Here is a 24,318-nt window from a genome sequence, read left to right as displayed (position 1 = left end):
GTCCCGATCTCCCCCGCGTTCGGTGGTGTGAGGTCAACCCAAACCGGGAATTCGGTTATTGGCAGGTCAGCCCGTCCCCTGGGAGGCCCAGATGTCTGTCGTGGTACTGCTCGGCGCGGGAGCGCTCGTCGGTCTGGTGGCGCTCACGGCGATCGTCGTGGTCACCCTCCTGAGAGAGGGGGGCCAGACCACCGAGGAGGAGGCCGCCGCGGAGACCGGGGAGCCCGGGACCGCCTCCGGGAGGGTTCCGGAGCAGTCGGCGCCCGAGGACGCCGTCCGGCCCGGACGGATCACCACCGCCGACGGGTCCGTAGTCTAGGGAGTCGCGCGGGACCGTGGCCCGTGCCCGAGCAGAGCACGGAAGTGGGTCCATGGCCGAGGAGAACCGTCCGGCGTTCGCCGCCGAGCGCCGGGAGCGCATTCTCGAACTCGTGCGCGCCAACGGCACCATGTCCCTGCGCGACATCGCCGTCAGGGTCCGCGCCTCGGAGGTCACCATCCGCCGCGACGTGCGCGCCCTGGAGACCGAGGGGCTGGTGGACCGCCGCCGGGGCGGGGTCGCCCTGCCCGGCAGGATCGGCCACGAGCAGAGCTACTCCGGCAAGAGCGGCCAGTGCGCCGCCGAGAAGGCCGCCATCGCCACCGCCGCGGCCCGACTCGTGCGCCCCGGCGACGCCGTCACCATCGGCCCCGGCAGCACCGCCGAGGCCTTCGCCCGCGCGCTCCTGACCCGCACCGACCTGACCGTGGTCACCAACTCCCTGCGCGTCGCCGACGTCCTGGCCGGGGCCGTCGGCGTCGAGGTGGTCGTGACCGGCGGCACCCTGCACGGCCCCATCCGGGCCCTGGTCGGGGCGGCGGCGGAGGAGAGCCTGGCCGGGCTGCGCGTCAACCGGGCCTTCCTCTCCGGCAACGGGGTCAGCGCCGACCGCGGCCTGAGCACCCCCAACCCGGCCGTGGCCAGCGTGGACCGCGCCCTGGCCGCCTGCGCCGAGGAGACCATCGTCCTGGCAGACCACACCAAGATCGGCGCCGACACCATGGTGCCTACCGTCGCCCCCGAGGAGATCGCCCACCTGGTCACCGACAGCAGCGCCGACCCCGAGGTGCTGATGACCCTGGAGGAGACGGGCGCCCTCGTCCACGTCGCGGTGGTCGCCCAAGAGCGGGGGCAGTGAGAGGGGAGGGGAAAGGGGACTTCTCCTCTGCGAACGGAGGAAAGGACCGCGTACCCTACCGTTCACACGCGTATCCCGCGTACGCTCCGCCCGTCCCGCACCGCCCGTCCGATCCGCAGGAGCCGCCGCGCATGTCCTCCCAGCCGTCTCCCCAGCAGCCGTCCTCCCCGCCCGTGCGCGTCACCCCCGAACCCGTGGCGCTCCCCGCGCCGTGGGCCGACTCCCGGGTGACGGTGGTCGTGCCCACCTACAACGAGGCGGACAACCTCCCCGTGCTGGTGGGCCAGCTCATGGCCCTGGACCTGCCGCGGCTGCGGGTGGTGGTCGTGGACGACGGCTCCCCCGACGGCACCGGCGAGGTCGCCGACAAGCTCGCGGTCGAGTTCGCCGGACGCGTCGGCGTCGTCCACCGCACCGCCAAGGACGGCCTGGGCCGCGCCTACGTCGCTGGCATGACCCGCGCCCTGGAGGAGGGCGCCGACCACGTGGTGCAGATGGACGCCGACCTCAGCCACCCCGTGGGCTACGTTCCCCAGTTGCTCGGCACCCTGCACGCCACCAACGCGGGCGTGGTGATCGGCAGCCGCTACGTCCCCGGCGGCAGCCTGTCCGAGCGGTGGAACCTCAGCCGCCGTCTGCTGAGCGGCTGGGCCAACGCCTACGTCAAGACCGTGCTGTCCATCCCCATCCGCGACGTCACCGCGGGCTTCAAGATCTGGCGGGCCTCGGCGCTGCGCGTCCTGGACCTGCCCGGCATCGAGAGCACCGGCTACGCCTTCCAGGTGGAGATGCACTACCGGGCCTACCGGCGCGGGCAGAAGATGGTGGAGATCCCCATCCACTTCGAGGACCGCGTCGTGGGCCAGAGCAAGCTCGACGGCTCCGTCGCGCTGGAGGCCGCCCTGCGCCCGCTGCTGCTGCGCCGCGCCGAGCGCGCCCGACGCCGGTAGCGGGGCGTTCGGCGGGGCCGCCCCCGGCCCGCCCGCCGTCCCGTGCGCCCGCCGGTGACATAGGTGTGCCGGTTTGGGGCACGGGACTAACGAGGGAAGGGGGGCGGACATGACTGAAGAGCCCTATGACGTGGACACCGACATGGGGGACGACCCCGAGCTGAGCAAGGCCGTCGCCCGGGAGCGGCGGATCGAGGCCGACTACGACATCCAGGAGTACGACTTCGAGGACCCCGACATGCCGGGGACCGACAGCTCGTCCGAGCCGCGGGGGATCGACGAGGCGGTGCGCTCCGAGCGCAGCGACCTCTACCCGCGCGAGAGCTGGGGAGGGGAGACCCGCAGCGCCGAGCAGGAGGCCATGCACGAGGAGAGCGACGACGTCACGCCCGACGTCGACGAGGGCGCGGCCGTGCGGAGCGAGCACCCCGACAGGCCCTACGAGCATCCGGCGGACACGCCCCACGGCGACCGGGACGACGAGCGCGACCGGACCACTGACACGGCGGGCTACGTTCCGGACGCCGAGGACCCCAGGGACACCGGCGCACCGGACACCTGAGGACCGCGCACTCTGAGGACTGGGCCGCCCGGGGGCACACCGTGTGAGGCGTACCGCCCGGGGCACGGCGTCCACGGCCGTTGCGCGGGATGCGGCCTCCGGCGGAGCGACCCCTGCCCGACGGGGGAGAACGCCGAGAGCGAGGGCCCCCTTCCGCCCGGAGGCGGAAGGGGGCCCTCGCGTTTCCCGTCGCGGCGACGCGTGCGCCCGCGGAGGGCGTGACCGCCTACTCGCTGGCCAGCGCCCCCGTGATCGAGGTGGCCGCCGCCCGGCGGGCGGGCAGCACCGAGGCCAGCAGCCCCGCCAGGACCGCGACCGCGATGAACACCCCGATCTGGCCGAAGGGCACGGTGAAGACCATGTCCGGCATGACCGAGGCCCCGGCCGCCCAGCCGAACACCACGCCCAGCACGATGCCGATACCGGCGCCGATCAGGCACAGCAGCACGGCCTCCACGCTCAGCATCCGGCGCAGCTGGCCCCGGGCCAGCCCCAGCGCCCGCAGCAGCGCGGACTCGCGGGTGCGCTCCAGCACCGACAGAGCCATGGTGTTGGAGATACCGAACACCGCGATGATGATCGCCAGGCCCAGCATCGCCGCGATGGTGTAGAAGGCGATGTCCAGAACCTCGGAGAACTGGTTCTTCATCTCGGCGGCCGACGCGACCTGCATGGTCGGGTGGTCCTCGACCGCGGTGTAGACCGCGTCGCGCACCTCGGCGGCGTCGGCTCCCTCGGCGGCGCGGATGAGCAGCATCTCGTCCTCGTCCACCGACGGGAAGGCCGCGGCGAAGTCCTCCGGGTGCAGGGTCACGCCCGTCAGGGACTGCATGTCCTCCACGACCGCGACGATCTCCACGGACAGGTCCCGGCCGTCCTCGGCCGGGAGGGTGAGGGTGTCGCCCACCCCGGCGCCCTCGGCGTAGCCCTCCGTCACCGTGGCCCGGCCCGGACCGATGTCGGTCACGTCGCCCTCGACGGTGTCGCTGGTGAGGTCGACGCCGACCTCGGCGCCCGGGTAGGTGTAGACGGGGACCGACTGGCCGCCGTCCGTGTCGACGTAGACGCTGCGCTGGCCGATGACCTTGCCCAGGGCGGACTGGCCCTCCAGCGCCACCCGGACCTCGTTCGGGATGGTGGGGAACCGCGGCTCCTGGGCCGCCCCGGCCTCGGTGCCGCCCTGCGTGCCGGAGTCCTCACCGGCGGACGCGCCCCCGGTCGGCTCCGCGGGCTCGGCGGGGCCCTCGGCACCGTCGGCGGGAGCCTCTCCGGCCGCGCTCTCCTCGCCGTCGGCGGGAGCCTGCCCGGCGCCTGCGGACTGCTCGGAACCCTCGCTCCCCGCCGGGTCCTCGGCTTCCTCCGAGCCCTCGGCCGTCTCGGTGGCGGTCCCCGTCCCCTCCATGGAGAACTGCGGGGAGACCTGGTAGTCCACCGGGAACTGCTCCTCCAGCATCCGGGTCATGGTCGTCTCGACGGAGGCGCTGACCACCGAGTACCCGGTGATGAGGGTCGCGCCCACGGTCAGGGCGATCATCGCGGTGGCCGCGCGGCGCGGGCTGCGGGTGGAGTTGTCCACCGCCAGCATGCTCGGCACGCCCACCTTCCGCAGGGGCACGCCGACCAGGCGCACGATGCCGCGCACCAGCAGCGGGCCCAGCACGACCACGCCCACGAACGCGATGAGGGCGGCGGCGGTGACGATGACCGGGCCCATCGTGCCCGGTCCCATCATCTGGGTCAGGCCCACCAGGGCGGCCGCGACCGCGAAGGTCACCAGGCCGAAGACGACGCGGACCCAGCCGGTGCCCTTCTCCAGTCCGGCGGCGGTGGCGCTGGTGCGCAGGGCCGCCAGCGGCGCCACCCGGGTAGCGCGCGTGGCCGGGACCATCGCGGAGAACACGGTCACCACGGTTCCCACGGCCAGTCCGACCAGGACCGCCGTCGGCGTGACCACCACGGGCACCGCCTCCCCGGAGCCCAGCAGCGGGCCGCCGTAGGTCGCACCGGCCATGCCGACGCCCACACCGGCCAGCACGCCCAGGGCGGAGGAGACCAGGCCCACGACCACCGACTCGGTCAGCACCGACAGGAAGACCTGGCCGCGCTTGGCGCCCACGCACCGCAGCAGGGCCAGCTCGCGCTGGCGCTGGGCGATGAGGATGGCGAAGGTGTTGTAGATGACGATCCCGGCGACGAACATCGCGATGAAGGCGAACAGCAGCAGCGCGACGCGCAGCATCTCCGCCTGGCCGCCCACGCTCTCGGCCATGTCCAGACCGAACTGCTCACCGGTGCTCACCTCGGCCGCGCCCCCCAGCTCCGCGGCGACGGCGTCGGCCGCATCCTGCGGGGTGTGGCCCTCGGCGGCGAGCACGTCGATCTCGGCGTAGTCCCTCACGCCGGCCATCTCCCGGGTGGTGTCCGGGTCGAAGACGACGGCGCCCCCCATGCTGTAGGCCGGGTCCACGCCGAACTCGACCAGCCCGGTGAGGGTGAAGTCGCGCTTGTCCCCCTCGGCGTCGAGCACGGTCACCGTGTCGCCGACCGCGAAGCCGGTCTGCTCGGCGGTGGAGGTGGCCAGGGCGATCTCGTCCCCGCTCGCGGGCAGCGAGCCCTCGTCGGCGGAGAAGCGGCTGACCTCGCCCAGCCCGACCGCGGCGGGAGGCACGAAGCCGACCGCGCGGCCGTCGGCGTCCAGGAGCACGGCCTCGCCCTTCAGGAGCCCGCCCGCCTCGGCGACCTCGGGCAGCGCCCGCACCGTGTCCAGCTGCTCGTCGGTGAACGGAACCGGCTCCTCGGGCGGCTCCGTGCTCTCGGGGTCGAACTCGGGCTCGGTGGGCACGGCGATGGCGTCCACGCTGGTGGCCGAGCCCATGACGGACTTCTCGTAGCTGGCGTTGAGGGTGTCGGCGAAGACCATGGTCCCCGACACGAACATGACCCCCAGCAGGATCGCCAGCACGGTGGTGACGTACCGGGACTTGTGCAGACGCAGCCCGGCGAGTGTGGTGCGCAGCATGTCCCTCAGGCCTCTTCCAGCTTCAGCAGCCGTGCGGAGACCAGCTCGGCGGTGGGTTCGACGACCTCGTCCACCAGACGTCCGTCGCGCAGGAAGACCACGCGGTCGGCGTAGGAGGCGGCCACGGGGTCGTGGGTGACCATGACGATGGTCTGGTTCAGGTCGCGGGCCGAGTTGCGCAGGAACTCCAGCACCTCGGTGCCCGAGCGCGAGTCCAGGTTGCCGGTGGGCTCGTCGGCGTAGACGACCTCGGGCGCGTTGAGCAGGGCGCGGGCCACGGCCACGCGCTGCTGCTGGCCGCCGGAGAGCTTGGCGGGCAGGTGGTTGAGCCGGTCGCGCAGGCCCACCACGTCGATGATGTGGTCGAAGCGCTGCTTGTCGACCCCGCGCTTGGCGATCTGCGACGGCAGCAGGATGTTCTGCTCGGCGGTCAGCATCGGCAGCAGGTTGAAGGACTGGAAGATGAACCCGATCCGGTCGCGGCGCAGCAGGGTCAGCTCGGCGTCGCGCAGGCCGGTGATCTGGGTGCGGCCCAGGTGCACGGTGCCCGAGGTGGGCACGTCCAGTCCGGCCAGGCAGTGCATGAGGGTGGACTTGCCCGACCCCGAGGGGCCCATGATCGCGGTGAACGCGCCCCGGTGGAACTCCACGTCCACCCCGGCCAGGGCGTGGACCTGGCTGTCGCCGGTGTCGTAGGTCTTGGTGAGGCCCCGGGCGACCACCACCGGCGGTGAGGTGACCGTCGGGTCGGGCTTCACGGTGAACTCGGTCACGGCAGACAGCTCCAGGAATCGGGGATGGTGTGCGGGCCGGACGGGCTCTCCGTCGCGGCTGTCCACAACGCTAGGTCCGCCAGCCCGGCCCGGGCGTCCCCCGCGGGGCCGATTCGCGACTCGGCCAAAGGAACGGTGGCGGGCGGGTTCGCGACTCCTTCGTCTGGCCGGCGCACCGACTTTCGTCGGGGGTCGTCGGAGCACCCTCCGTCACGGGCCCGCCACGCGCCCCTGCCGGCCTGGGCTTTCGCGGGCGGACCGACGATCGGACCGCGCGGGACCGGGCGCGGCGCGCGCACGGGCCGACCGGGTGCGCCGCCGTAGACTCCCCAGCATGAGGAGCTGGGTGAGCGACCGGGGCAGGGACGCCGGCGCCCTGTGGAACAAGAACCGGGAGTGGTGGTGGGCCCGCCGCCTGACCATCGCCGACTGGCTCTACGCCGTGCTGCCGCTGCCGTTCAGCTGGGTACTGCAACTGGTGGGCAGCACGCAGCTCGGCCTGTTCGGCGGGCTCGTCCCCGCGCTCCTGGCGCTCCTGGCCAACGTGAACATCGCGTTCGCCCTGGCCGCCGGGGTGGTCCTCTACGTGATCCCGGTCGTGTTCGCCGGTGCCACGGTCCTGCTGCGGCGGAGCTTCCCGCAGTGGATGCTCGTCACCGCGCTCGTGCTGCTGCTGTGCTTCGCCAACTTCGTCCCGGCCGTGATCGCCCTGTACTCGTACTCGGTGTACCAGGGCAACCGTCGCCTGCTGGTGGGCTGGTTCGCCCTGTACAGCCTGGCCATGGTCGTCGCCTACGAGGCCAACCCCCTCGGCCAGGTCTTCCTCATCGGGATGCTGCTGGTCGTACCGATGGTCTTCGGCCTGTGGGTGGGCACCCGCCGCCAGCTCATCGACCGCCTCCACGAGCGCGCCGAGCGCCTCGAACGCGAACAGCACATGATGGCCGAGCAGGCCATCACCGCCGAGCGCACCCGCATCGCCCGGGAGATGCACGACGTGGTCGCCCACCGGGTCAGCCTCATGGTGCTGCACGCGGGAGGGCTGGAGGTCTCCGCCGAGGACCCGCGCACCGTCGAGGCGGCCGGGCTCATCCGCACCACCGGCCGCGAGGCCCTCACCGAACTGCGCGGCATCCTCGGGGTGCTGCGCGACGACACCGACGCCGCGCCCACCGCCCCCCAGCCGGTCCTGTCGGACCTGGACCGCCTGGTGGGGGAGTGGCGCGCCGCCGGGATGCCGATCGACCGGGAGGAGAGCGGCCGGGTCCGCCCGCTGCCGACGGGCGTCCAGCGCACCGCCTACCGGATCGTCCAGGAGGGGCTGACCAACGCCGCCAAGCACGCGCCCGGAGCCGCCGTCACCCTGCGTCTGCACTACGCCGACCGCCAGCTGGAGGTGGAGGTGGCCAACGCGCCCGCGCGGGGCCCGGCCTCGCCCATGCCCCGCAGCGGTTTCGGTCTGACCGGGCTGCGCGAGCGCGTCGTGCTCTCCGGCGGAAGCCTCAGCGCGGGGGCGTGCCCCGACGGCGGGTGGCGTCTGCGCGCTATCGTGCGAACCGACGATCCATCCGGTACGGAGGAAGAGGTTTCCGAAGGTGATCCGCACGCTCCTGGTCGATGACGAACTCCTGGTCAGGTCCGGCCTGCGGATGATCCTGGACTCCGCTCCCGACATCGAGGTGGTGGGCGAGGGCGGCGACGGCGCCGAGGCCGTGCGCCTGGCCGAGGAACTCGCCCCCGACGTGGTGCTGCTCGACATCCGCATGCCGGGCACCGACGGGATCACCGCCGCCGCCCGCCTGACCGCCCTGCCCCGGCCGCCCCGCGTGGTCCTGCTGACCACCTTCGACCTGGACGAGTACGTGCACAGCGCCCTGCGGGCCGGTGCGGTGGGCTTCCTGCTCAAGGACACCCCGCCCCGCGACCTCATCGGCGCGGTGCGCACCGTCCACGAGGGCAACGCGATGCTCGCGCCCAGCGTGACCAAGCGCATGCTCGAACGCTTCGCCGCGCCCGCCCCCGCCGACTCCGCGGCGGGCCGCGCCGAGGCCGTGCGCCGCCTGTCGGTGCTCAGCGAGCGCGAGCGGTCGGTGCTCCTCGCGGTGGCTCGGGGCCGGTCCAACGCCGAGGCGGGCCGCGACCTGGGCATGCGCGAGGCCACGGTCAAGGCCCACGTCAGCCGCATCCTGGCCAAGCTGGACATGTCCAACCGGGTGCAGGCCGCCATCCTGGCCCACGACGCGGGCTGGGCCTGAGGGCGGACCGGTGTGAGCGGCGGGCCGGACTCCGGGACGGGGCGGGGCCGTCTCCCGCCCCGGATAGGGTCGCTGTCGACCTCGTTCCCCCAGACGAAGGAACCGACCGTGCCAACGCTCCCCTCCTGGCACAGGAAGGTCCTGCCCCGCGTGCTCGGCGGGTGGGGCCTGCTCATGGCCGCCTTCACGGGCAGTTTCGTGGTCAGGCTCACCGAGTCGCCCACGCTCCTGGCGCTGTACGCGTCCGCGGTCCTGGCCGGATTCGTCTGGTTGGACCGCCGGGGCGTCGTCTTCGGGGAGGATCCGTATCCGGGCTCGTCCGAGCGGCGACCGCCCGCGGGGCACGCACGGCCCCTGTCGGGCATGCGGGCGGGGCTGGGCCACATCGCACTGGTGATCCTGTCCTGGATGGTTTCCACGGGGTCCGCGCACACCTGGCTGCTGAGCCCCGGCACGATGCTCATCCTGGCGGTCGTCGTCGGCGTACCCCGACCACCGGAGGCCGAGGACGGGGAGGAACAAGGGGACCCGCGTCGGTGACACACCTCACCGCCGCCCGCCGTGCTCGGGGCGTCCCCCCAGCGTGTCCGGAATCCCCGCACATGGGCGGATCGGCGCCCCTGTTCGCCTCGGTTGCGTCTACCGCCGGGTAGCTCGGTACGCTGCAATGCGATCCCACCCCCCGCAACACCACGTCGTGGCTGATCACAGCAGCCGCAGGAGAAGAGGAGCCCCTATGTCGCGCTCGGTACTGGTCACCGGCGGCAGCCGCGGAATCGGCCTGGCCATCGCCCGTGAGCTGGCCGCGGGCGGAGACGACGTCGCCGTGACCTACCGCTCCGGCGAGCCCCCGGAGGGTCTGCTGGGCGTCCGCTGCGACATCACCGACTCCGCCCAGGTCGACGCCGCCTTCAAGGAGGTCGAGGAGGCGCAGGGCCCCGTCGAGGTGCTCGTGGCCAACGCCGGCATCACCAAGGACCAGCTGCTGGCCCTGATGAGCGAGGACGAGTTCTCCTCCGTGCTGGACACCAACCTCACCGGCGCCTTCCGCGTGGCCAAGCGCGCCGTGCGCGGCATGATGCGCAAGCGCTCGGGCCGCATCGTCCTCATCTCCTCCGTCGTGGGCCTCCTCGGCTCCGGCGGCCAGGTCAACTACGCCGCCTCCAAGGCCGGGCTCGTCGGCTTCGGCCGCTCCCTGGCCCGCGAGCTGGGCTCGCGCAACATCACGGTCAACATCGTCGCCCCCGGCTTCATCGAGACCGACATGACCGCGGCCCTGTCCGAGGAGCGCCAGGCCGAGATCAAGAAGAACGTCCCCCTGGGCCGCCTCGGCTCCTCCGAGGACATCGCCAGGACGGTGGGCTTCCTCGCCGGGCCCGGCGGCGCCTACATCTCCGGCGCCGTGATCCCCGTCGACGGCGGCCTGGGCATGGGCCACTGACCGGGTCCGCCCCCCTTTTTCCCTTCAGCCACCGGAAGGGCTCCCCTTCCGCAACGGACCACAGACAGGACGGACGACCCGAACATGGGAATCCTCGAAGGCAAGCGCATCCTCGTCACCGGTGTGCTCACCGACTCCTCCATCGGCTTCCACGTGGCCCGCCTGGCCCAGGAGCAGGGCGCCACGGTCGTGCTCACCGGCTACGGCCGCCTGAGCCTGGTGGAGCGCATCGCCAAGCGCCTGCCCGAGACGCCCCCGATCCTGGAGCTGGACGTCACCGACGACGAGCAGCTCTCCACCCTGGCCGCCCGCGTCGGCGAGCACGTGGACGGCCTCGACGGCGTCGTGCACTCCATCGGTTTCACCCCGCAGGACGCCCTGGGCGGCAACTTCCTCAACACCGCGTGGTCGGACGTGGCCACGGCCATGCACACCTCGACCTTCTCCCTGAAGTCGCTGACCACCTCGCTGCTGCCGCTGATGAAGGACGGCGGCTCGGTCGTGGCCCTGGACTTCGACAACAGCGTCTCCTACCCCATCTACGACTGGATGGGCGTGGCCAAGTCCGCGCTGACCTCCACCGCCCGCTACCTGGCCCGCTACGTCGGCGACCAGAACATCCGGGTCAACCTGGTCTCCGCCGGGCCGCTGAGCACCATGGCCGCCCGCAGCATCCCCGGGTTCTCCGAGCTGGCCAAGCACTGGCCCGAGCGCGCCCCGCTGGGCTGGGACGTCACCAACCCCGAGCCCGCGGCCAAGGCGGTCGTGGCGCTGCTGTCGGACTGGTTCCCCGCCACCACCGGCGAGATCGTCCACGTCGACGGCGGCTTCCACTCCACCGGGGCCTGACCGCCCCGAACGCACCGGCTCCGGCTCCTCCGGAACCGGTGCCCCGCCGTGGGCGTGCGATAGGTTGACGCGGGCGGGCCACCCCCAGGGGGCGGCCCGCCCGTCTGCCGTCGCGGGGCGGGTGCGGCGAGTGCCCGCCGTGTGCCCGAAGAGGTGCGTGCGACCCCGGCAGGCGGCCGTGCGAGCCGAGAGCGAAGGGGACGGGGCAATGGATCTGGGACTGAAGGGGGCACGGGTCGCCGTGACCGGTGCCAGCAGGGGGATCGGCCGGGCCATCGCCCAGCTGTTCGCCGTCGAGGGCGCCGACCTCGCGATCTGCGCGCGCACCCCCGAACCGCTGTCCGAGGCGGCCCGCGAGCTGGAGGAGACCGGCGCCCGCGTGTTCTCGCGCGCCCTGGACGTCACCGACCACGACGCGCTGCCCTCCTTCGTCGAGGGCGCGGTGGCCGAACTCGGCGGCCTGGACGTGCTGGTGTCCAACGTCTCCGGCGGCAGCGCGCCCACCCCCGACCAGTGGGAGCGCGGCTTCGCGGCCGACCTGATGCCCTTCGTGCGCCTGACCGAAGCGGCCAAACCCCACCTGCTGGCCTCCGAGCGCGGCGGCTCGGTGGTGCTGATCTCCAGCACCTCGGCCCTGCACACCACCGTGCCCGCCGGACCGCGCTCCTACGGCGCGGTCAAGGCCGCGCTCAACCACCACGCGTCCTCGCTGGCCCGCGCCTGGGCGGGGGAGGGGGTGCGGGTCAACACCGTCTCGCCCGGCCCGATCGAGTTCCCGGGCGGGGGCTGGGCGCGCCGCCGCGAAAGCGACCCGGGGTTCTACGAGTCCGTCCGCGAGCGCATCCCCTACGGCCGCCTCGGCCACCCCGACGAGGTCGCCCGCGCGGTGGCCTTCCTGGCCAGCCCGGCCGCGGCCTACGTCACCGGACAGAACCTGATGGTGGACGGCGGTTTCCTCGACCGGATCTGAGCGCGCCCCGCCGCGGCCGGGCCCGCCGGGCGGGCCGCGGCGGGGCCGCCCCGTGCGTTGGGGGCCGGTCCGGGGTCGGGTGTCGCGCCGGTGTGCCAGAGGGTGCGGGGCCACGACAGTGGCGTCGCCCTGTGCGCCGGGGGTCAGTCCCGGGATCGGGCGCCGCGCCGGTGCGCCAGCAGACGCAGGACCACGACGGCCGCGCCGAGCGCACCCGCCGCCAGCGTCGCCGCCGTCACGTCGGGAAGCCACGTCAGGGCCGGGCGCGGGCCGTGGCTCACCGCCACCCCCACCGCGGCGGCCACCGCGACCAGCCCCAGCGCCGACCACAGCGCGGTCGCCCACCCGCGGGGCCGCCGCACCCGCACGGCCGCGACGGCGCCCGCGCCCAGCGCCGCCGCGGCTGCCGTGGGCGTCCACACCGACGCCAGGTACAGCGGGTCGGTGCCGGGGGAGGAGGGGGAGTCCCCGCCCGCGAGCATGTGGGCCAGCCCGAAGGCGACCGCCTGGATTCCGTTGTCGCGCAGCATGTCGTAGGTGTTCTGGAGGACCACCACCGCCCTCCCGCGTTCGGGCAGCACCACCACGATCGCCGCGTACCCCGGGGTCGAACCGCCGTGGAAGACGATCGGCTCACCCAGGTCGGACAGGGCGGTGTCGCGCCATCCCAGGCCGTACTCCTGCGCCGAACCGGGGACCGGGACCAGCCCCGTGCGGGCCTCCTCCAGTGCGGCGGCGTCCAGCACGGGCGGCTCCGCCGCCACCTGCGCCCGCGCGAACGCGGCCAGGTCGGTGACGTCCCCGCCCAGGTAGCCGTAGGCGGCTCCCTCGTCGTCCACACCGTCGGCGTCGGCCACCGGCACGCCCCACAGCGTGCGGTGCCCCGGGCTCAGCCCGGCCTCCCGCGCCTGGGCCGCGCTGGCGAAGACGCCGTCCATCCCCGTCGGTTCCAGGACGCTCTCGCGCAGGTACCCGTGGAAGTCGCCGGTCACCTCCTCCATGACGGCGCCCAGCACGAGGTAGTTCGCGCTGCTGTACTCGTGCGTGCCCGGGGTCCCCGGCTCCGAGGCGGCGACGCGCGCCATCCGCGCGTCCAGGTCCGGGGCCCCCTCGCCGTAGAGGTCGCTGGTGGCTGCGGCGGTGCGCCCGGTGAGCCCCGAGGTCTGGGTGAGCAGGTCGCGCACGGTGGGGTCGGCGCCGAACTCCGCGAAGACCGGCAGGTACTCCTCGACCGGGGCGTCCAGGTCCAGACGCCCCTCCCCGGCAAGGACCAGTGCGGCGGTGGCGGTCACGGGCTTGGCCACCGACCCCCACAGGAACGGGGTGTGCTCGTCCACCGGGGCGCCGTCGCCGTCCACGCCGAAGGTCCCCCGGTGCTCGACGCCCCCGGGGCCGACCACGGCGTAGGCCAGTCCGGGGGTGTTGGTGGCGGCCATGCGTTCCTGGACGTAGGCGTCCATCGCGGCGGGGTCATTGGGAGCCGCGTCGTCCGGTGGGGCTGTGACCACGGGGGACAGGGCGAGCAGCAGGGCGAGGGGGACGTGGGTGAGGGGGAGGGGCATGAGGGGGCCTTTCGATAACCGTATATCCATACGATTATGACCGTACCATGATACGGTTATCCGGTGCCGAGAACCGCAGACCACGCCCAGAGGCGCACGCAGATCACCGGCGCCGTGTGCGAGCTGATCGCCGAACGGGGGCTGGACGCCGTGACCGTGGCCCGCACGGCCGCGCGCGCGGGGATCTCCGTCGGGCTCGTGCAGCACTACTTCCCGTCCAAGGACGACATGCTCCTGCACGCGTTCGAGCGGGTCAGCACGGCCGTCGCCACCCGCGTCGCGGACGTGGTCAGCGAGGGCGCCCGGCACGAGAGGACCATTTCCGGGATCCTGCTGGCCGCGCTGGCCGAGCACTTGCCCCTGGACGAGCCCCGCCGGGCGGAATTCCGGGTGATCCGCGTCTTCGCCGGACGGGCCCTGGAGAACCCGGCCCTGGCCGAGGTGGACGCGCGCACGGCGGACGCGCTGCACGCCGAGATCGCCCGAGCGGTGCGCAACGGCGTGGAGTGCGGTGAGGTGGAGGCGGACGTGGACGCCGCCGCGTCCGCCGCCCGCGTCGCCGCCGTGGCCGAGGGGCTGGCCACCCAGGTCTACCGGGGCGGGCCGGGAGCCGCCGAGCGTGCCCGGGAGGCGTTGCGCGCGGAACTGGGTTCGGTGTTCACGGGAGAGTGCCGCCAGTACGCGCGCTGAACCGCCGACCCCGGCCGCGTTCCCGGCCGCGGTGGCGGTGTTCCCCCTGGAACGGCCGGAGTCTCCGAAGCGCTCCCGGAGGTCGTTGTTCTCCCGGAGGCCGCTGTTCTCCCGGGGCGGGGATCACGGTCCTGCTGCCGGTCACGCCCCTGGTTCGGGCTCGCTGAGCCGCCGGGTCTGCGTGTGCAGGATGTCGATGGTCTTCGTGACGTAGTCGGTGATCACGGCGAGTTCGGCCTCGTCGTACCCGGCCATCAGTTCGCCCATCGCCCGCGACAGCCCCGCGAAGGCGTCGGCGGGGTCGGGCCGCGCCTCGACGTCCGCAGAGACGAGCACGCGCCGCCGGTCGGCGGGGTCGGGGACGCGCTGCACGTAGCCCAGGCGGTGCAGCCGGTCGACGAGTCCGGTGACGGCTCCGGGGGTCAGGCCGGTCAGCTCGGCCAGCGCGCCCGCCGTGAGCGGGCCCTGTCGTTCGATCAGGCCCAGCGCGCGGTGGTCGAGCGCGCGCAGTCCCAGGCGTTGGCCGACGGCCTCGTGGAAGAGCACGACGGCGGTGCTGAGCTGCCGTCCGAGGTCGCTGCCGTCCCCTGCCGTGTCGCTGTCCCCGCTGTCCATGCCCCGTCGCCCCCTTCTCCGCTGCACCGCCTTCCTCCTGCCTGCGGTGAACTTCTTTCAGGCTACCGAATATTTTAGTTTAGTGAACTAAAGTAAATATCCGACAGGCACCGCCACCGCGAACCGGGAGAGCGACGATGACGGAGAGAGCCACCATCCCCGAGCTGACCTGGCGCGCACACCTGCGGCTGGCCCTGGAGCCTCCGCGCTGGGCACTGGCCTTCTACGTCCGCCACCTCCCCCTGGTGGTGGGCCTCTCCCTGGTCCCGGCGGTCGAACGCTTCGGGGTGGCGCTGTGGGGCGACGCGCTGGCGACGCCCTCGCGCGTGGCTCTGGAGGTGCTCGCCCAAGGGGCGAGGGTGGTGCTGATCGTCCTCGTCATCCGCATCGCGATCCTCAAGGACGAGCGGGTCCGGGCCGGGAGGCGTCTGGGCGACGGCCGCCGCGTCCAGGCGTTCCTCGACCACCGGTGGCCCGGTCTGCTGTGGCAGGGGGTGCTGCTGCTCGCGCTGTTCGCCGTCTTCTCCGTCGTCCCCGAACAGGTCGTGCCCCTGTGGATTCCCGCCTCGGGGCAGGACCTCTACTGGGCGCTGCTGCTCGCGGTCAAGAACGTCACGGTCATCGCCGTCACCCTCGTCTGGATGGTCGGCGCGGTCCGTCAGATGCTCATCGAGGGCGGGTGTCTGCTGGAGGGGGCGCCCGGGTCCGGGGCCGAGCCCGGCCCCGGACCCGGCCCCGATGAGGCGTGAGAGAGCGGAAGGCGGAGGGTGGGCTTCGCGCGGGTTCAGGGGGAGGTCGGGGGGTCTGGCTGGTTGAGGAGGGCGGCGATGTGTTCTTTGGGGTAGCGGCGTGCTCCGCCGGGGGTGCGGAAGGGTTTGAGGACGTTGTCCCATTCGCCTCGGTGGAGGCTGCGGGGGCGGATGTTGAACAGGGCGGCGACTTCGCTGGGTGTGAGGACGTCGGGGCGGCCGTCGAGGAGGTAGCTGTAGTCGGGCATGAGGGGCTTTCCGTGTCCGGTGTTGGGTGTTCTGCGCTGGGTGTTGTGCGGGTGGCTGGTGGGGTGGCCCCGCCTCCCCGGGGAAGGAGGAGGCGGGGCTTCGGGCTGGTGCTCTTCGCACCGGCCCGTCCGCACCGGCCCGGGGGACAGGCCGGGTGGCGCGGAGCACGGAGCGCTGAGCGCTCACAGGGATGCGTGGGTTACCAGGGGAAGACGGCGCGGACGGTGATCGCGCCGCAGGAGTGCTGTTTCCAGTCCCAGTAGGAGCACAGGGCTTCGGTCAGGCGCAGTCCGTTGCCGCTGGGGCGCAGGGGTTCGGAGCTGGGCACACTCGGGAACGTGGGTTGCGCGCCGGGGCGGGGGCCGTTGTCGGTGACCCGGAGTTCGAGGTGGCGTGAGGTGCGTTCGATCTCCACGCGGATGCTGCCGCCGGGGAGCCCGGACGCCGAGTGGCGCAGCGCGTTCGTGACGAGCTCCGACACAGTGATGCCGACGGGTTCGGCCAGACTGGGTCGGGAGCGGGTGGCCTGGACGGCCCAGCGGCGGGAGATCCTGACGTGGCCGAGTTCGGGGCCGAGCAGAATGCCTGATTTGGTGCTGGTTCCGCACAGTCGGCGTGGAAGCGGGATGGGCGGAACGGTAGACTTTTGCATGTTTCACCTCGGGGCTTTCGGGGTGGAGCGCCTTGCCTCGGCGGTCGCTCTCTACTTCGACCGTCGGGGCTTCTTTTTGTCCGGTGTGTCATATTTCAAGGCTTTCGCCACACCACAAGGCTTCCGCGATGCAGTGTGAAGAATTCTCCCAATTCCACAACCGGTTCTCTGTGATCACACGATCTCTCAGTGAAGTGGCCAGTTCAAGAGACTTCACACAACCGTCGTGCGATTGGAGATTCCACAGAAGACTCCTCCCGTGGGGAGAAAGTCCTGTGTAATATGTTTCTCCCAGTGAAGTCATGGAGGAACTCGTGACGAAGCGACCCACTGACCCCGCGTGGAAGCACTTCGGGAAGCAGATGCGGAAACACCGCGATGCCCTTGGTCTGCTGCAAGTCGACATCGCCAAGGTGCTCGGCGTCGTCGGAAGCTGTTACTCCTCATGGGAGACCGGCGCCCGGAAGGTCGATGAGAAGTACGTCAACAAGCTGGACGAAGCTCTGAAAGCCGGAGGGAGCATCGCTGAGGAGTGGGAGAAAGCCAGCCGTCAGGTGCGTACTGCGTTCAGGTTCGCGGAACTTCCGGAGCTGGAAGGCGCGGCCACGCAGATCCGCGACTTCCAAACGTTAGTGTTCCCGGGCCTGGTTCAGACACCGGAGTACGCTCGCGCGATCTTCGAGGATGGTTACCCCGGGATGCCATCGGCCTCCATCGAAGAACTCGTTCAGGCTCGAATCTCTCGGCAGCGCATCCTGGAGGAGGAAACCCGGCCGCTGGTGCTTTTCCTCATCGCTGAGTCGGTGTTCTATCAGCAAGTCGGGAACCGTGGTCCTGACCTGCTGCATGAGCAGGTGCAGCGTGTCCTCCGTGAGGTGGAGGGCGGTAGGGTGCGTGTGCAGATCGTCCCCCGGGACACCAAGAGGCACTACGGAAGCGGGGGGCCTTTCCGGCTGTACACCTTCGCAGACGAACCCTCTGTGGCTTCTGCTGAGTACATGACTGGGGAGACTGTGATCAGCGATAAGAACCTGTATCAGGAGTGCGTGACAACTTTCGGGCTTCTCCAGGGTGAGGCACACTCGGAGTCGACGTCACTTCAGATGGTGCGAGAGATGGTTGAGCGATGACGGAACGTGTGTGGCATAAGGCCAGCTACAGCGCAGCTAGCGGCAACTGTGTTGAGGTTTCTGAAGGTTCCGAGACCCTGGTTAGGGACACCCAGAACCGGGAGCTGGGCTACCTGTCGGCCCAGGCTTCCGAGTGGACGGCCTTGCTCGCGGCCGTGCGCGGCTAGTAGCCAGAGCCCTGTCTCCTCGGCGGTTCCTCGAAATCCTTCATGTGAGCATGAAAGGTCTGTGATGAGCAGCGAGAACAGTCCATGGCACAAGTCCTCCTTCAGTGACGGCGGTGGCGGTCACTGCGTAGAGGTCGCGGAGGGTCCGGTCACCGGTATCCGTGACACCCAGAACCGGGAGCTGGGCCATCTGTCGGCCGAGGCCTCGGAGTGGACAGCACTACTGGCTGCGGTGCGCGTCCGGTAGCGAACTACCTCGATTCGGCCCTGCCCGCGCCTGGGCAGGGCCGGTTTCCTTTCCCATTCGTCACCCGCTCCGCGCCAGCCACACATCCACCACGAAACCGGGCCCGCAACCGGCCACACCTGGCTACGGTGTCCACCATGGCTACTCACGAGGAGCTGTCCGCCCGCTATCCCGACGTCCTCTTCACCAATCTGCCACCCGGCACCCACGGCACGGGGGCGGTCTGGGAGGTCCGGTCCCGCGGTTCCGACACGATCATCATGTACGCGCACACCGACGAGCAGGCCGACAGGTACGCGAAGGTCGTCGCCCGAGCGGTCAAGTACCCCGGCCAGATGGGGTGACGACGCCCCGCGCCGACGGACTGGGCTTGATCGGGTCCACTCCTGCATGCGCGGGACCGCAGGTTGTCCACAGGGCGAAGAGCGGTCTGGTGCGGTGCCGGACGGGCGGGCTACGCTCGATTCGGGGAAGTTCTCGCTCCGCGCAGGTGCGTCACGCGCCCCCAAATCCAGTCTGACCGGTCTTCCCACCCGCCGCCAACCCCCGGCTTCCGCCTGTGGACGACCACCTCCGCGTGCCCAGGGAGCGTTGGGAAACCGCCGCGCTCCGACCCGGCTCGATCGGAACCATCCCCGCGTGCGCGGGGCGCGTTCCTGCGAACCCGGGAGGGCGGGGGTAGCGGCGGGGCCGTCCCCGCGTGCGCGAGACGCGTTCCCTAGGACGGCAAGGTAGAGGGCACCATCACGGACCACCCCCGCGTGCGCGGGGCGCGTGCTTCCCGAACCGCGGGCCTACCCCTCGCGCAGGATCCTCACCAGGCGGGTCGTCCGCTCCTTCGCCGCGTTCTCCCGCACACCGGTCTCCAGCCCGCCGCCGGTCGCGTCCACCAGCGACACGTGCCGCGTCGCCCGGGTCAGCGCCGTGTACACCTGTGGCCGCGACACCGGCACCTCCGGCGGGAACACCGCCACCACGGCGGGCCACCGGCCCCCGTGCGCGGCGGCCACCGTCACCGCCCAGCCCGGGCGCAGCGCCGCCGGGTCGGTCACCTTCACCCGACCGCCGCCGACCAGCTCCACCACGGCACCGCCGCCCACCTCGCGCAGATGACCGGTGTCACCGGGCCCGTAGCCGGGGCCCTCCGCCGTGAACAGCACCCGGTCGCCCACGTCGAACCCGCCGTGCGCACCCGGCCCCGGGTTCAGCCTCTCCTTGCACGCGGCGTTGACCGCCCGTGCACCGGCCGGGCCGTCCTCCCGCGCGGTCACCACCTGCACGTGCTCGGCCCCGATCCCCAACGCGCGCGGAATCGAGTCCGTCACCAGCTGCACCACCCGGTGCACCGCCTCCTCTGCCGACGCCGCCGGAACCCGCACCACCTCGCGTCCGGGCGCCTCCACCTCGGGAACCCCGCCCGAGGCCACGCCCGCCGCCAGCTCCGCGATCGGCCCCGGCGCGTCGTCGTCGGCCACCTCGGCCACGTGCGCGGTCCGCGACGCGGCGATGTCCACCACCACCTGGCCCGGCGTGGCCGAGGGCGCCTGGTTCGGGTCGGCCAGCAGCACCAGGTGGGCGTCGTCCGCGCACACCGAAGCCAGTTCGGCGGCACGGGCCGCGCCCACCGACATCGCCTCGCACAGCACCACCAGACCGGCCTTCAGCGGCGCCTGCGCCAGGAGCGCGGGCAGCGACACCGCCCGCACGGGGGACCGAACGTCCTCGCCGGGCCCCTGCTGGTCCTGCTGTCCCTCGTGGCTCTGCTGCGTCTGCTGTTCCGGCTGTTCCGGCTGCTCTCGGTCCTCCCGCACTTCGTCAGCCTCTTCGGACCCCTGCTCGCCCGAAGCCCCCTGTGTCACCGGGGTTTCCTGCGAGTCCGGAGTGTCTTGTGTCTCCGAAGCCACCTGTGTGTGCGAAGCCCCCTGCGCATCCGAGGCCGCCTCAGCGCTCTCGTCCCCCCGCGCCGCTTCGTCCTCCCCGGCACCCCAGGTCTCCTCGGCGGCCCCGGCCTCCGGTGCCCCTCCGGCACCCCCGGAAACCCGCGCTCCCTCGGAACCCCCGCCCGTGGCCCGCTCCCCGCGGATCCGCGCCAGGTCGGCGTTGACGGCCGCCGCGGCCTGCGCGGTCGGCGCAGCCACCGCGATCCCCACCTGGCTGTCGGTGGCGATCGCGTCCAGGCACACCAGCGCCCGCGCGATCTCCGCGGCGTCGCCAGGGCCGTGCCGCAGCACCGTCACCGGGCGCAGGGTCGCCGTCACCAGGGCCTCGCGCGTGCGGTCCGAAACGGTGAACCCGCCCCGCTCCACGGCCGCGTCCACCGTCTCACCCGCGGTCATCGAGTCCATGATCGGCTCGTTGCCGCCGATCAGCCGCAGCAGCTGTTCGCCCAGCCGCTGTTCGGCGTGCCCCACCTCGGGCAGCGCGTAGAACAGTTCGGTGTCGGGCAGGTCCGGGACTCCGCCCTCGCTGAAGTCGAAGTCCTCGTCGTCGTCCTCGTCGGTGCTCTCCAGCATCACCGCGCTCCCGTCGGCCACGGCCGCCTCCAGCGCGGCGGCCGGATCGGCCACCCCGAACCCGCCCACGACCGAGGCCAGCTTCTTCTCCTCGACCACGGTGTGCCCGCGCGCGGCGGACATGCGCAGTACGTGCCCGGTGAGCGCCGCCAGCCGCCGGGGGTCGCCGGGCCGCGCGCCCTCGCCCAGGTGCCTGCGGGCGCAGAAGTCGGCCTGCTCCGGGGTCACCTGCGGCAGGCGCAGCAGCAGCCACGGGTTCGCGTCCAGCGCGGCGGCGGCCCCTGGCCCCAGCACGCCCAGCAGCCGGGGCGCCAGGGCGCCCGGCGCGCCCATCCGGTCAAGGACGGCACTGACCTGTTCTGCCTCGGACACCTCGGGCGGTTCCCCTCGTCATACGGTTCACGGACTCTGGGGGAGCCTATCGACTGGCGACGACGCTCGGTTCCCGCTTCGGGGGTGCGCCCGCCGATGCCCGCCACCATGCACCCCGGTCGCCTGCCGTCGCCCGCCCCGGTCGCCCGTTGCCACGCTCCCCGTCCGCCCGCCGTCGCTCGAACTCGGCACGCCTTCCTGACGCGTCCCGGAACCGCCCTGGCATCGGAAACCTCCCCGAGTCCAGGAGCGCCCCCGGCCCGCCCGCTACTCCCGCTTGGCCCGGTTCCCGCGCCCGCGCCGCCCCTCCCGCTTCTCCGGCTTCCCAGCCGGGTCGTCCGGACCGACGACCTGGCGCACGGCCGCGCACGGGTCGGTCGTGGGGGAGGACTCCTGGACGGCGACGGCCGCGTGCTGGGCGATCTGGCGGAACAGCTCGCGCGCGGGCGCGTCGAGTCCCGCCAGGATGTGCTCCTCCGCCTCACGCACGCGTGCGCTGAGCGAGGCCAGCACCTCGCGGCCGTGCGCGGTGGCGCACACCCGCCGCACCCGCCGGTCGCCGGGGTCCACCCGGCGCCGCACGAGGTCGGCCTCCTCCAGGTCGTCGAGGAGGTAGGTCATCACGCTGCGGTCGATGAGCAGCCGCTCGGCCAGGGCCGCCTGGGTGGGGGGCTCGTCGAGTGAGACCGCGGTGAGCACGTGGTAGCCGCGGCTGCCGTGCGGGACGCCGTCCAGGACCGCCTCCACCCGCTCGTGCCACCGGCGCAGGAGCACGGCCAGCGACCACCCCAGGTCGGTGTCCTGTCCCGGAGTCGGGTCCGCGTTCCCGGCCGGGGTCCGGCCGGGCTTCGGAGTGGGGAGTGCCATGCTCCGAGGCTACCAGGAATAGGTGGCACACAAGATAAGTTGTTGCCAACATCGTTGGTTCGACAAACTAGTTCCGGCTTCCTCCCGAGGAGAGAACCCATGCCCGACTACGGACACCCCCTGAGGTTCGGCACCTTCATCACACCCGCGGCGCAGGACCCCGACCGCACCGTCGCGCTCGCCGAACTCACCGAGGCGGCCGGACTGGACCTGGCCACCTTCCAGGACCACCCCTACAACCCCGGCTTCCTCGACACCTGGACCCTGCTGAGCTGGGTGGCCGCGCGCACCACGCGCCTGAGCGTGTCGGCCAACGTCCTCAACCTGCCCCTGCGCCCGCCCGCGATGCTCGCCCGTTCCGCCGCCAGCCTCGACCTGCTCTCCCACGGCCGCTTCGAACTCGCCCTGGGCGCCGGAGCGTTCTGGGACGGCATCGAGGGCATGGGCGGCAAGCGCCTCACCCCGCGCCAGGCCGTGGACGCGCTCAGCGAGGGCATCGACGTCATCCGCGCCGCCTGGGACACCGACGCCCGCGGCGGCGTCCGCGTCAACGGAGAGCACCACCGCGTGCGCGGCATGAAGCGCGGCCCCGCCCCCGCCCACGAGATCGGCATCAGCCTGGGCGCCTACAAGCCCCGCATGCTGCGCCTGGTCGGCGCCAAGGCGGACGGCTGGCTGCCCAGCCTCGGCTACCTCAAGCTGGAGGACATGGCCGAGGCCCACCGGACCATCGACGAGGCCGCGCAGGCCGCCGGGCGCGACCCCCGTCAGGTCCGCCGCATGCTCAACCTCGCCCAGATCGCCTTCCTGCCCACCGGGAAGGACTTCCTCCAGGGCCCGCCCGAGCAGTGGGTGGACGACCTGCTGCCCCTGGTCCTCGAACACGGCTACTCCACGTTCATCGTGGGCACCGACGACCCGCGCACCATCCAGACCTTCGGCGCCGAGGTCGCCCCCGCCCTGCGCGAGGCCGTGGACCGCGAACGCGCCGACGCGGGCACCGACACCGGCCCGGCCCGCGCCGCCGCCTCCCTGGCCGCGCGCCGCTCCGGCATCGACTACGACGGCGTCCCCGAGAGCCTGCGCGAGCACGCCGTCGAACCCGGCGACCGCGCCTACGCCCGCGTCCGCCACGGCTACATGCAGAAGGGCTCGCCGGGGCTGGTCCTGCGCCCCGGCAGCGCCGAGGAGGTCGCCGAGGCCCTCGCCCACGCCCGCGCCCAGGACGCCGACCTGCACGTGCGCAGCGGCGGCCACGGCATCAGCGGGCGCTCCACCGGCGACGGCGGCGTCGTCGTGGACCTGTCGCGGATGAACGGCGTCGAGGTCCTGGACGCGGACTCCGGCCTGGTCCGGCTCGGCGCCGGCGCCCGCTGGGGCGAGGTCGCCGACACCCTCGCCTTCCACGGCCTGGCCCTCAGCTCGGGCGACCACGGGGGAGTGGGCGTCGGGGGCCTGGCCACCACCGGCGGCGTGGGCTACATGTCCCGCGCCCACGGCCTGACCATCGACAACGTCACCGCCGTCGAGGTCGTCACCGCGGACGGAACCCCCGTGCGCGCCGACGCCGACCACCACCCCGACCTGTTCTGGGCCATGCGCGGCGCGGGCGCCAACTTCGGCGTGCTCACAGCCGTCGAGGCCACGGCCGCCCCGGTGCGCGACGTGGTCCTCGGCCAGTTCGTCTACGACGCGACCGACACCGCCGCCTTCCTCCGGGCCTGGGGCGAGGTCGCCGAGGCCGCGCCGCGCGAGGTCACCGCCTTCCTCACCACCGGCCCCGCGCGCGGCGGACGCGGCCCCGCGGCCCAGGCCATGGTGGTCTACGCCGGGGACGACACCGACCTGGCCGTGCGGGCGCTGGAGCCCTTCCTGTCCGTGGGCCCCGTCCTGGACCAGCGCGCCCAGCTCGCGCCCTACCCCGCGATCCTCGTCCGCCCCGACGGGCCCCACCAGGGCCACGGGCTGCCCGAGGCGCGCTCGGGCCTGCTGCACCACGTCACCCCGGACGCGGCCGAGGGCCTGGCCGGGCTGCTCGCCTCGGGCGACGTCATGTTCATGCAGCTCAGACAGGTCGGCGGCGCGGTCAACGACCTGGCGGCCGACGCCACCGCCTACGCCCACCGGTCGCAGAACTTCGTGCTGGCGGCCATGACGGCGACCCGGAGCGCCGTGCGCATGGACCAGCGGTGGGCGGACCTGGACAAGCACCTGGAGGGCATGTACCTGAGCTTCGACACCCGTACCGGGCCCGAGGTGCTCGCGCAGGCCTTCCCCGAGCCCACCCTGGACAGGCTGCGGGCCCTCAAGGCCGTGTACGACCCGCACAACGTGTTCGACAAGAACTTCCCGATCCCGCCCGCGATTCGGGGCTGAGCGGGCCCGGCCGGAACCGGGCGGGCGGTGGTGCGTCCCCCGCGTGTGCGCGTGCGCCGGGGGCGTCGCCGCCGGTCGGCGCCGCTCCGCGCGTTCCCCGCGCGTGGGCCCAAGGGGGGAGAGCCCGCCTGT

Annotated in this window: 25 protein-coding genes; 17 read left to right on the top strand and 8 right to left on the bottom strand. The window is 72.8% G+C overall.

Annotated elements, in window-relative coordinates; translation table 11 throughout:
• Positions 1-91 precede the first annotated feature (91 nt).
• The 4 genes from NDAS_RS13755 to NDAS_RS13740 all read left to right on the top strand — a co-directional run bounded on the left by NDAS_RS13755 (position 92) and on the right by NDAS_RS13740 (position 2,690).
• On the top strand, positions 92-319 hold the full coding sequence (locus NDAS_RS13755; protein ID WP_013153807.1) for a hypothetical protein: 228 nt from the start codon (positions 92-94) through the stop codon (positions 317-319).
• Positions 320-371: 52 nt separating this feature from the next.
• The gene (locus NDAS_RS13750) at positions 372-1,178 is read left to right on the top strand and encodes a DeoR/GlpR family DNA-binding transcription regulator (RefSeq protein WP_013153806.1); all 807 of its coding nucleotides are present in this window, start codon (positions 372-374) and stop codon (positions 1,176-1,178) included.
• Between the two features lie 131 nt (positions 1,179-1,309).
• Positions 1,310-2,128, top strand: a complete 819-nt coding sequence (locus NDAS_RS13745; RefSeq protein WP_013153805.1) for a polyprenol monophosphomannose synthase — start codon at positions 1,310-1,312, stop codon at positions 2,126-2,128.
• A gap of 130 nt (positions 2,129-2,258) precedes the next feature.
• On the top strand, positions 2,259-2,690 hold the full coding sequence (locus tag NDAS_RS13740) for a hypothetical protein (RefSeq protein WP_019608358.1): 432 nt from the start codon (positions 2,259-2,261) through the stop codon (positions 2,688-2,690).
• Between the two features lie 226 nt (positions 2,691-2,916).
• Here NDAS_RS13740 and NDAS_RS13735 read toward each other — a convergent pair whose 3' ends face one another.
• Together NDAS_RS13735 and NDAS_RS13730 are read right to left on the bottom strand one after the other, a co-directional pair.
• On the bottom strand, positions 2,917-5,709 hold the full coding sequence (locus tag NDAS_RS13735; RefSeq protein ID WP_013153803.1) for an ABC transporter permease: 2,793 nt from the start codon (positions 5,707-5,709) through the stop codon (positions 2,917-2,919).
• Between the two features lie 5 nt (positions 5,710-5,714).
• Positions 5,715-6,482 (bottom strand): ABC transporter ATP-binding protein, encoded by a 768-nt coding sequence (locus NDAS_RS13730; protein ID WP_013153802.1) that lies wholly within the window; start codon positions 6,480-6,482, stop codon positions 5,715-5,717.
• A 334-nt stretch (positions 6,483-6,816) separates the two neighbouring features.
• Here NDAS_RS13730 and NDAS_RS13725 point away from each other — a divergent pair, with 334 nt between their 5' ends.
• The 6 genes from NDAS_RS13725 (at position 6,817) to NDAS_RS13700 (ending at position 11,997) form a co-directional block, all read left to right on the top strand.
• Complete coding sequence (locus tag NDAS_RS13725) at positions 6,817-8,103, top strand: sensor histidine kinase (RefSeq protein ID WP_041552766.1); 1,287 nt, start codon at positions 6,817-6,819, stop codon at positions 8,101-8,103.
• The gene (locus NDAS_RS13720; protein WP_013153800.1) at positions 8,078-8,737 is read left to right on the top strand and encodes a response regulator; all 660 of its coding nucleotides are present in this window, start codon (positions 8,078-8,080) and stop codon (positions 8,735-8,737) included. Before NDAS_RS13725 ends, NDAS_RS13720 begins: the two co-directional genes overlap by 26 nt.
• A gap of 108 nt (positions 8,738-8,845) precedes the next feature.
• Entirely contained in the window at positions 8,846-9,277 is a 432-nt protein-coding gene (locus NDAS_RS13715) for a hypothetical protein (protein ID WP_013153799.1), read from the top strand.
• 196 nt (positions 9,278-9,473) lie between these two features.
• Positions 9,474-10,178, top strand: a complete 705-nt coding sequence (gene fabG, locus NDAS_RS13710) for a beta-ketoacyl-ACP reductase (protein ID WP_013153798.1) — start codon at positions 9,474-9,476, stop codon at positions 10,176-10,178.
• A gap of 84 nt (positions 10,179-10,262) precedes the next feature.
• The gene (gene fabI / locus NDAS_RS13705) at positions 10,263-11,027 is read left to right on the top strand and encodes an enoyl-ACP reductase FabI (protein WP_013153797.1); all 765 of its coding nucleotides are present in this window, start codon (positions 10,263-10,265) and stop codon (positions 11,025-11,027) included.
• Positions 11,028-11,235: 208 nt separating this feature from the next.
• Positions 11,236-11,997 carry an SDR family NAD(P)-dependent oxidoreductase gene (locus NDAS_RS13700; RefSeq protein WP_013153796.1) on the top strand — a complete coding sequence of 254 codons (762 nt, stop codon included), beginning with the start codon at positions 11,236-11,238 and terminating at the stop codon, positions 11,995-11,997.
• A gap of 143 nt (positions 11,998-12,140) precedes the next feature.
• On the opposite strand, the gene NDAS_RS13695 is transcribed toward NDAS_RS13700, so the two are convergent.
• Complete coding sequence (locus NDAS_RS13695) at positions 12,141-13,559, bottom strand: serine hydrolase domain-containing protein (RefSeq protein WP_013153795.1); 1,419 nt, start codon at positions 13,557-13,559, stop codon at positions 12,141-12,143.
• Between the two features lie 63 nt (positions 13,560-13,622).
• Here NDAS_RS13695 and NDAS_RS13690 point away from each other — a divergent pair, with 63 nt between their 5' ends.
• Positions 13,623-14,249, top strand: coding sequence for a TetR/AcrR family transcriptional regulator (locus NDAS_RS13690; protein WP_013153794.1), 627 nt, complete (start codon positions 13,623-13,625; stop codon positions 14,247-14,249).
• 141 nt (positions 14,250-14,390) lie between these two features.
• Here NDAS_RS13690 and NDAS_RS13685 read toward each other — a convergent pair whose 3' ends face one another.
• Complete coding sequence (locus tag NDAS_RS13685) at positions 14,391-14,864, bottom strand: MarR family winged helix-turn-helix transcriptional regulator (RefSeq protein WP_013153793.1); 474 nt, start codon at positions 14,862-14,864, stop codon at positions 14,391-14,393.
• Positions 14,865-15,001: 137 nt separating this feature from the next.
• Between NDAS_RS13685 and NDAS_RS13680 the strand changes: the two genes are divergently transcribed.
• The gene (locus tag NDAS_RS13680; RefSeq protein ID WP_013153792.1) at positions 15,002-15,613 is read left to right on the top strand and encodes a hypothetical protein; all 612 of its coding nucleotides are present in this window, start codon (positions 15,002-15,004) and stop codon (positions 15,611-15,613) included.
• Between the two features lie 35 nt (positions 15,614-15,648).
• Here the strand turns inward: NDAS_RS13680 and NDAS_RS13675 are convergent, their stop codons facing one another.
• The gene (locus NDAS_RS13675; RefSeq protein WP_013153791.1) at positions 15,649-15,861 is read right to left on the bottom strand and encodes a helix-turn-helix domain-containing protein; all 213 of its coding nucleotides are present in this window, start codon (positions 15,859-15,861) and stop codon (positions 15,649-15,651) included.
• A 200-nt stretch (positions 15,862-16,061) separates the two neighbouring features.
• Entirely contained in the window at positions 16,062-16,514 is a 453-nt protein-coding gene (locus tag NDAS_RS13670) for an ATP-binding protein (protein ID WP_013153790.1), read from the bottom strand.
• A 302-nt stretch (positions 16,515-16,816) separates the two neighbouring features.
• On the opposite strand from NDAS_RS13670, the gene NDAS_RS13665 reads away from it, so the two are divergent.
• The 4 genes from NDAS_RS13665 to NDAS_RS13660 all read left to right on the top strand — a co-directional run bounded on the left by NDAS_RS13665 (position 16,817) and on the right by NDAS_RS13660 (position 18,402).
• Positions 16,817-17,644 (top strand): helix-turn-helix domain-containing protein, encoded by an 828-nt coding sequence (locus NDAS_RS13665; RefSeq protein ID WP_041552765.1) that lies wholly within the window; start codon positions 16,817-16,819, stop codon positions 17,642-17,644.
• Positions 17,641-17,811 (top strand): DUF397 domain-containing protein, encoded by a 171-nt coding sequence (locus tag NDAS_RS28060; RefSeq protein ID WP_013153788.1) that lies wholly within the window; start codon positions 17,641-17,643, stop codon positions 17,809-17,811. The genes NDAS_RS13665 and NDAS_RS28060 overlap by 4 nt, the downstream gene beginning before the upstream one ends.
• A 64-nt stretch (positions 17,812-17,875) precedes the next feature.
• Entirely contained in the window at positions 17,876-18,058 is a 183-nt protein-coding gene (locus tag NDAS_RS28055) for a DUF397 domain-containing protein (protein ID WP_013153787.1), read from the top strand.
• 137 nt (positions 18,059-18,195) lie between these two features.
• Positions 18,196-18,402 carry a hypothetical protein gene (locus NDAS_RS13660; protein ID WP_013153786.1) on the top strand — a complete coding sequence of 69 codons (207 nt, stop codon included), beginning with the start codon at positions 18,196-18,198 and terminating at the stop codon, positions 18,400-18,402.
• A gap of 450 nt (positions 18,403-18,852) precedes the next feature.
• On the opposite strand, the gene NDAS_RS13655 is transcribed toward NDAS_RS13660, so the two are convergent.
• Both NDAS_RS13655 and NDAS_RS13650 read right to left on the bottom strand, forming a co-directional pair.
• A complete protein-coding gene (locus NDAS_RS13655) occupies positions 18,853-20,943 on the bottom strand; it encodes a helix-hairpin-helix domain-containing protein (protein ID WP_013153785.1) in 2,091 nt (696 codons plus the stop codon).
• Between the two features lie 267 nt (positions 20,944-21,210).
• Positions 21,211-21,810: a MarR family winged helix-turn-helix transcriptional regulator gene (locus tag NDAS_RS13650; protein WP_013153784.1), complete on the bottom strand. Its 600-nt coding sequence runs from the start codon at positions 21,808-21,810 to the stop codon at positions 21,211-21,213.
• A 99-nt stretch (positions 21,811-21,909) separates the two neighbouring features.
• Between NDAS_RS13650 and NDAS_RS13645 the strand changes: the two genes are divergently transcribed.
• Positions 21,910-24,186 (top strand): LLM class flavin-dependent oxidoreductase, encoded by a 2,277-nt coding sequence (locus NDAS_RS13645; RefSeq protein ID WP_013153783.1) that lies wholly within the window; start codon positions 21,910-21,912, stop codon positions 24,184-24,186.
• The last annotated feature ends 132 nt before the right edge of the window (positions 24,187-24,318 follow it).

It is taken from the genome of Nocardiopsis dassonvillei subsp. dassonvillei DSM 43111 (assembly GCF_000092985.1).
Taxonomy (GTDB): Bacteria; Actinomycetota; Actinomycetes; order Streptosporangiales; family Streptosporangiaceae; genus Nocardiopsis; species Nocardiopsis dassonvillei.
The sequence above is the reverse complement of the archived record's forward strand: the minus strand, read 5'-3'. Positions and strand labels throughout refer to the sequence as shown.

What these genes read in the sequence shown, in the direction of transcription:
- NDAS_RS13755 (WP_013153807.1), top strand. Translation starts at nt 92, where the DNA reads ATGTCTGTCGTGGTACTGCTCGGCGCGGGAGCGCTCGTCGGTCTGGTG.
- NDAS_RS13750 (WP_013153806.1), top strand. Translation starts at nt 372, where the DNA reads ATGGCCGAGGAGAACCGTCCGGCGTTCGCCGCCGAGCGCCGGGAGCGC.
- NDAS_RS13745 (WP_013153805.1), top strand. Translation starts at nt 1,310, where the DNA reads ATGTCCTCCCAGCCGTCTCCCCAGCAGCCGTCCTCCCCGCCCGTGCGC.
- NDAS_RS13735 (WP_013153803.1), bottom strand. Translation starts at nt 5,709, where the DNA reads ATGCTGCGCACCACACTCGCCGGGCTGCGTCTGCACAAGTCCCGGTAC.
- NDAS_RS13725 (WP_041552766.1), top strand. Translation starts at nt 6,817, where the DNA reads ATGAGGAGCTGGGTGAGCGACCGGGGCAGGGACGCCGGCGCCCTGTGG.
- fabG (WP_013153798.1), top strand. Translation starts at nt 9,474, where the DNA reads ATGTCGCGCTCGGTACTGGTCACCGGCGGCAGCCGCGGAATCGGCCTG.
- fabI (WP_013153797.1), top strand. Translation starts at nt 10,263, where the DNA reads ATGGGAATCCTCGAAGGCAAGCGCATCCTCGTCACCGGTGTGCTCACC.
- NDAS_RS13700 (WP_013153796.1), top strand. Translation starts at nt 11,236, where the DNA reads ATGGATCTGGGACTGAAGGGGGCACGGGTCGCCGTGACCGGTGCCAGC.
- NDAS_RS13695 (WP_013153795.1), bottom strand. Translation starts at nt 13,559, where the DNA reads ATGCCCCTCCCCCTCACCCACGTCCCCCTCGCCCTGCTGCTCGCCCTG.
- NDAS_RS13685 (WP_013153793.1), bottom strand. Translation starts at nt 14,864, where the DNA reads ATGGACAGCGGGGACAGCGACACGGCAGGGGACGGCAGCGACCTCGGA.
- NDAS_RS13680 (WP_013153792.1), top strand. Translation starts at nt 15,002, where the DNA reads ATGACGGAGAGAGCCACCATCCCCGAGCTGACCTGGCGCGCACACCTG.
- NDAS_RS13675 (WP_013153791.1), bottom strand. Translation starts at nt 15,861, where the DNA reads ATGCCCGACTACAGCTACCTCCTCGACGGCCGCCCCGACGTCCTCACA.
- NDAS_RS13670 (WP_013153790.1), bottom strand. Translation starts at nt 16,514, where the DNA reads ATGCAAAAGTCTACCGTTCCGCCCATCCCGCTTCCACGCCGACTGTGC.
- NDAS_RS13665 (WP_041552765.1), top strand. Translation starts at nt 16,817, where the DNA reads ATGGAGGAACTCGTGACGAAGCGACCCACTGACCCCGCGTGGAAGCAC.
- NDAS_RS28060 (WP_013153788.1), top strand. Translation starts at nt 17,641, where the DNA reads ATGACGGAACGTGTGTGGCATAAGGCCAGCTACAGCGCAGCTAGCGGC.
- NDAS_RS28055 (WP_013153787.1), top strand. Translation starts at nt 17,876, where the DNA reads ATGAGCAGCGAGAACAGTCCATGGCACAAGTCCTCCTTCAGTGACGGC.
- NDAS_RS13660 (WP_013153786.1), top strand. Translation starts at nt 18,196, where the DNA reads ATGGCTACTCACGAGGAGCTGTCCGCCCGCTATCCCGACGTCCTCTTC.
- NDAS_RS13650 (WP_013153784.1), bottom strand. Translation starts at nt 21,810, where the DNA reads ATGGCACTCCCCACTCCGAAGCCCGGCCGGACCCCGGCCGGGAACGCG.
- NDAS_RS13645 (WP_013153783.1), top strand. Translation starts at nt 21,910, where the DNA reads ATGCCCGACTACGGACACCCCCTGAGGTTCGGCACCTTCATCACACCC.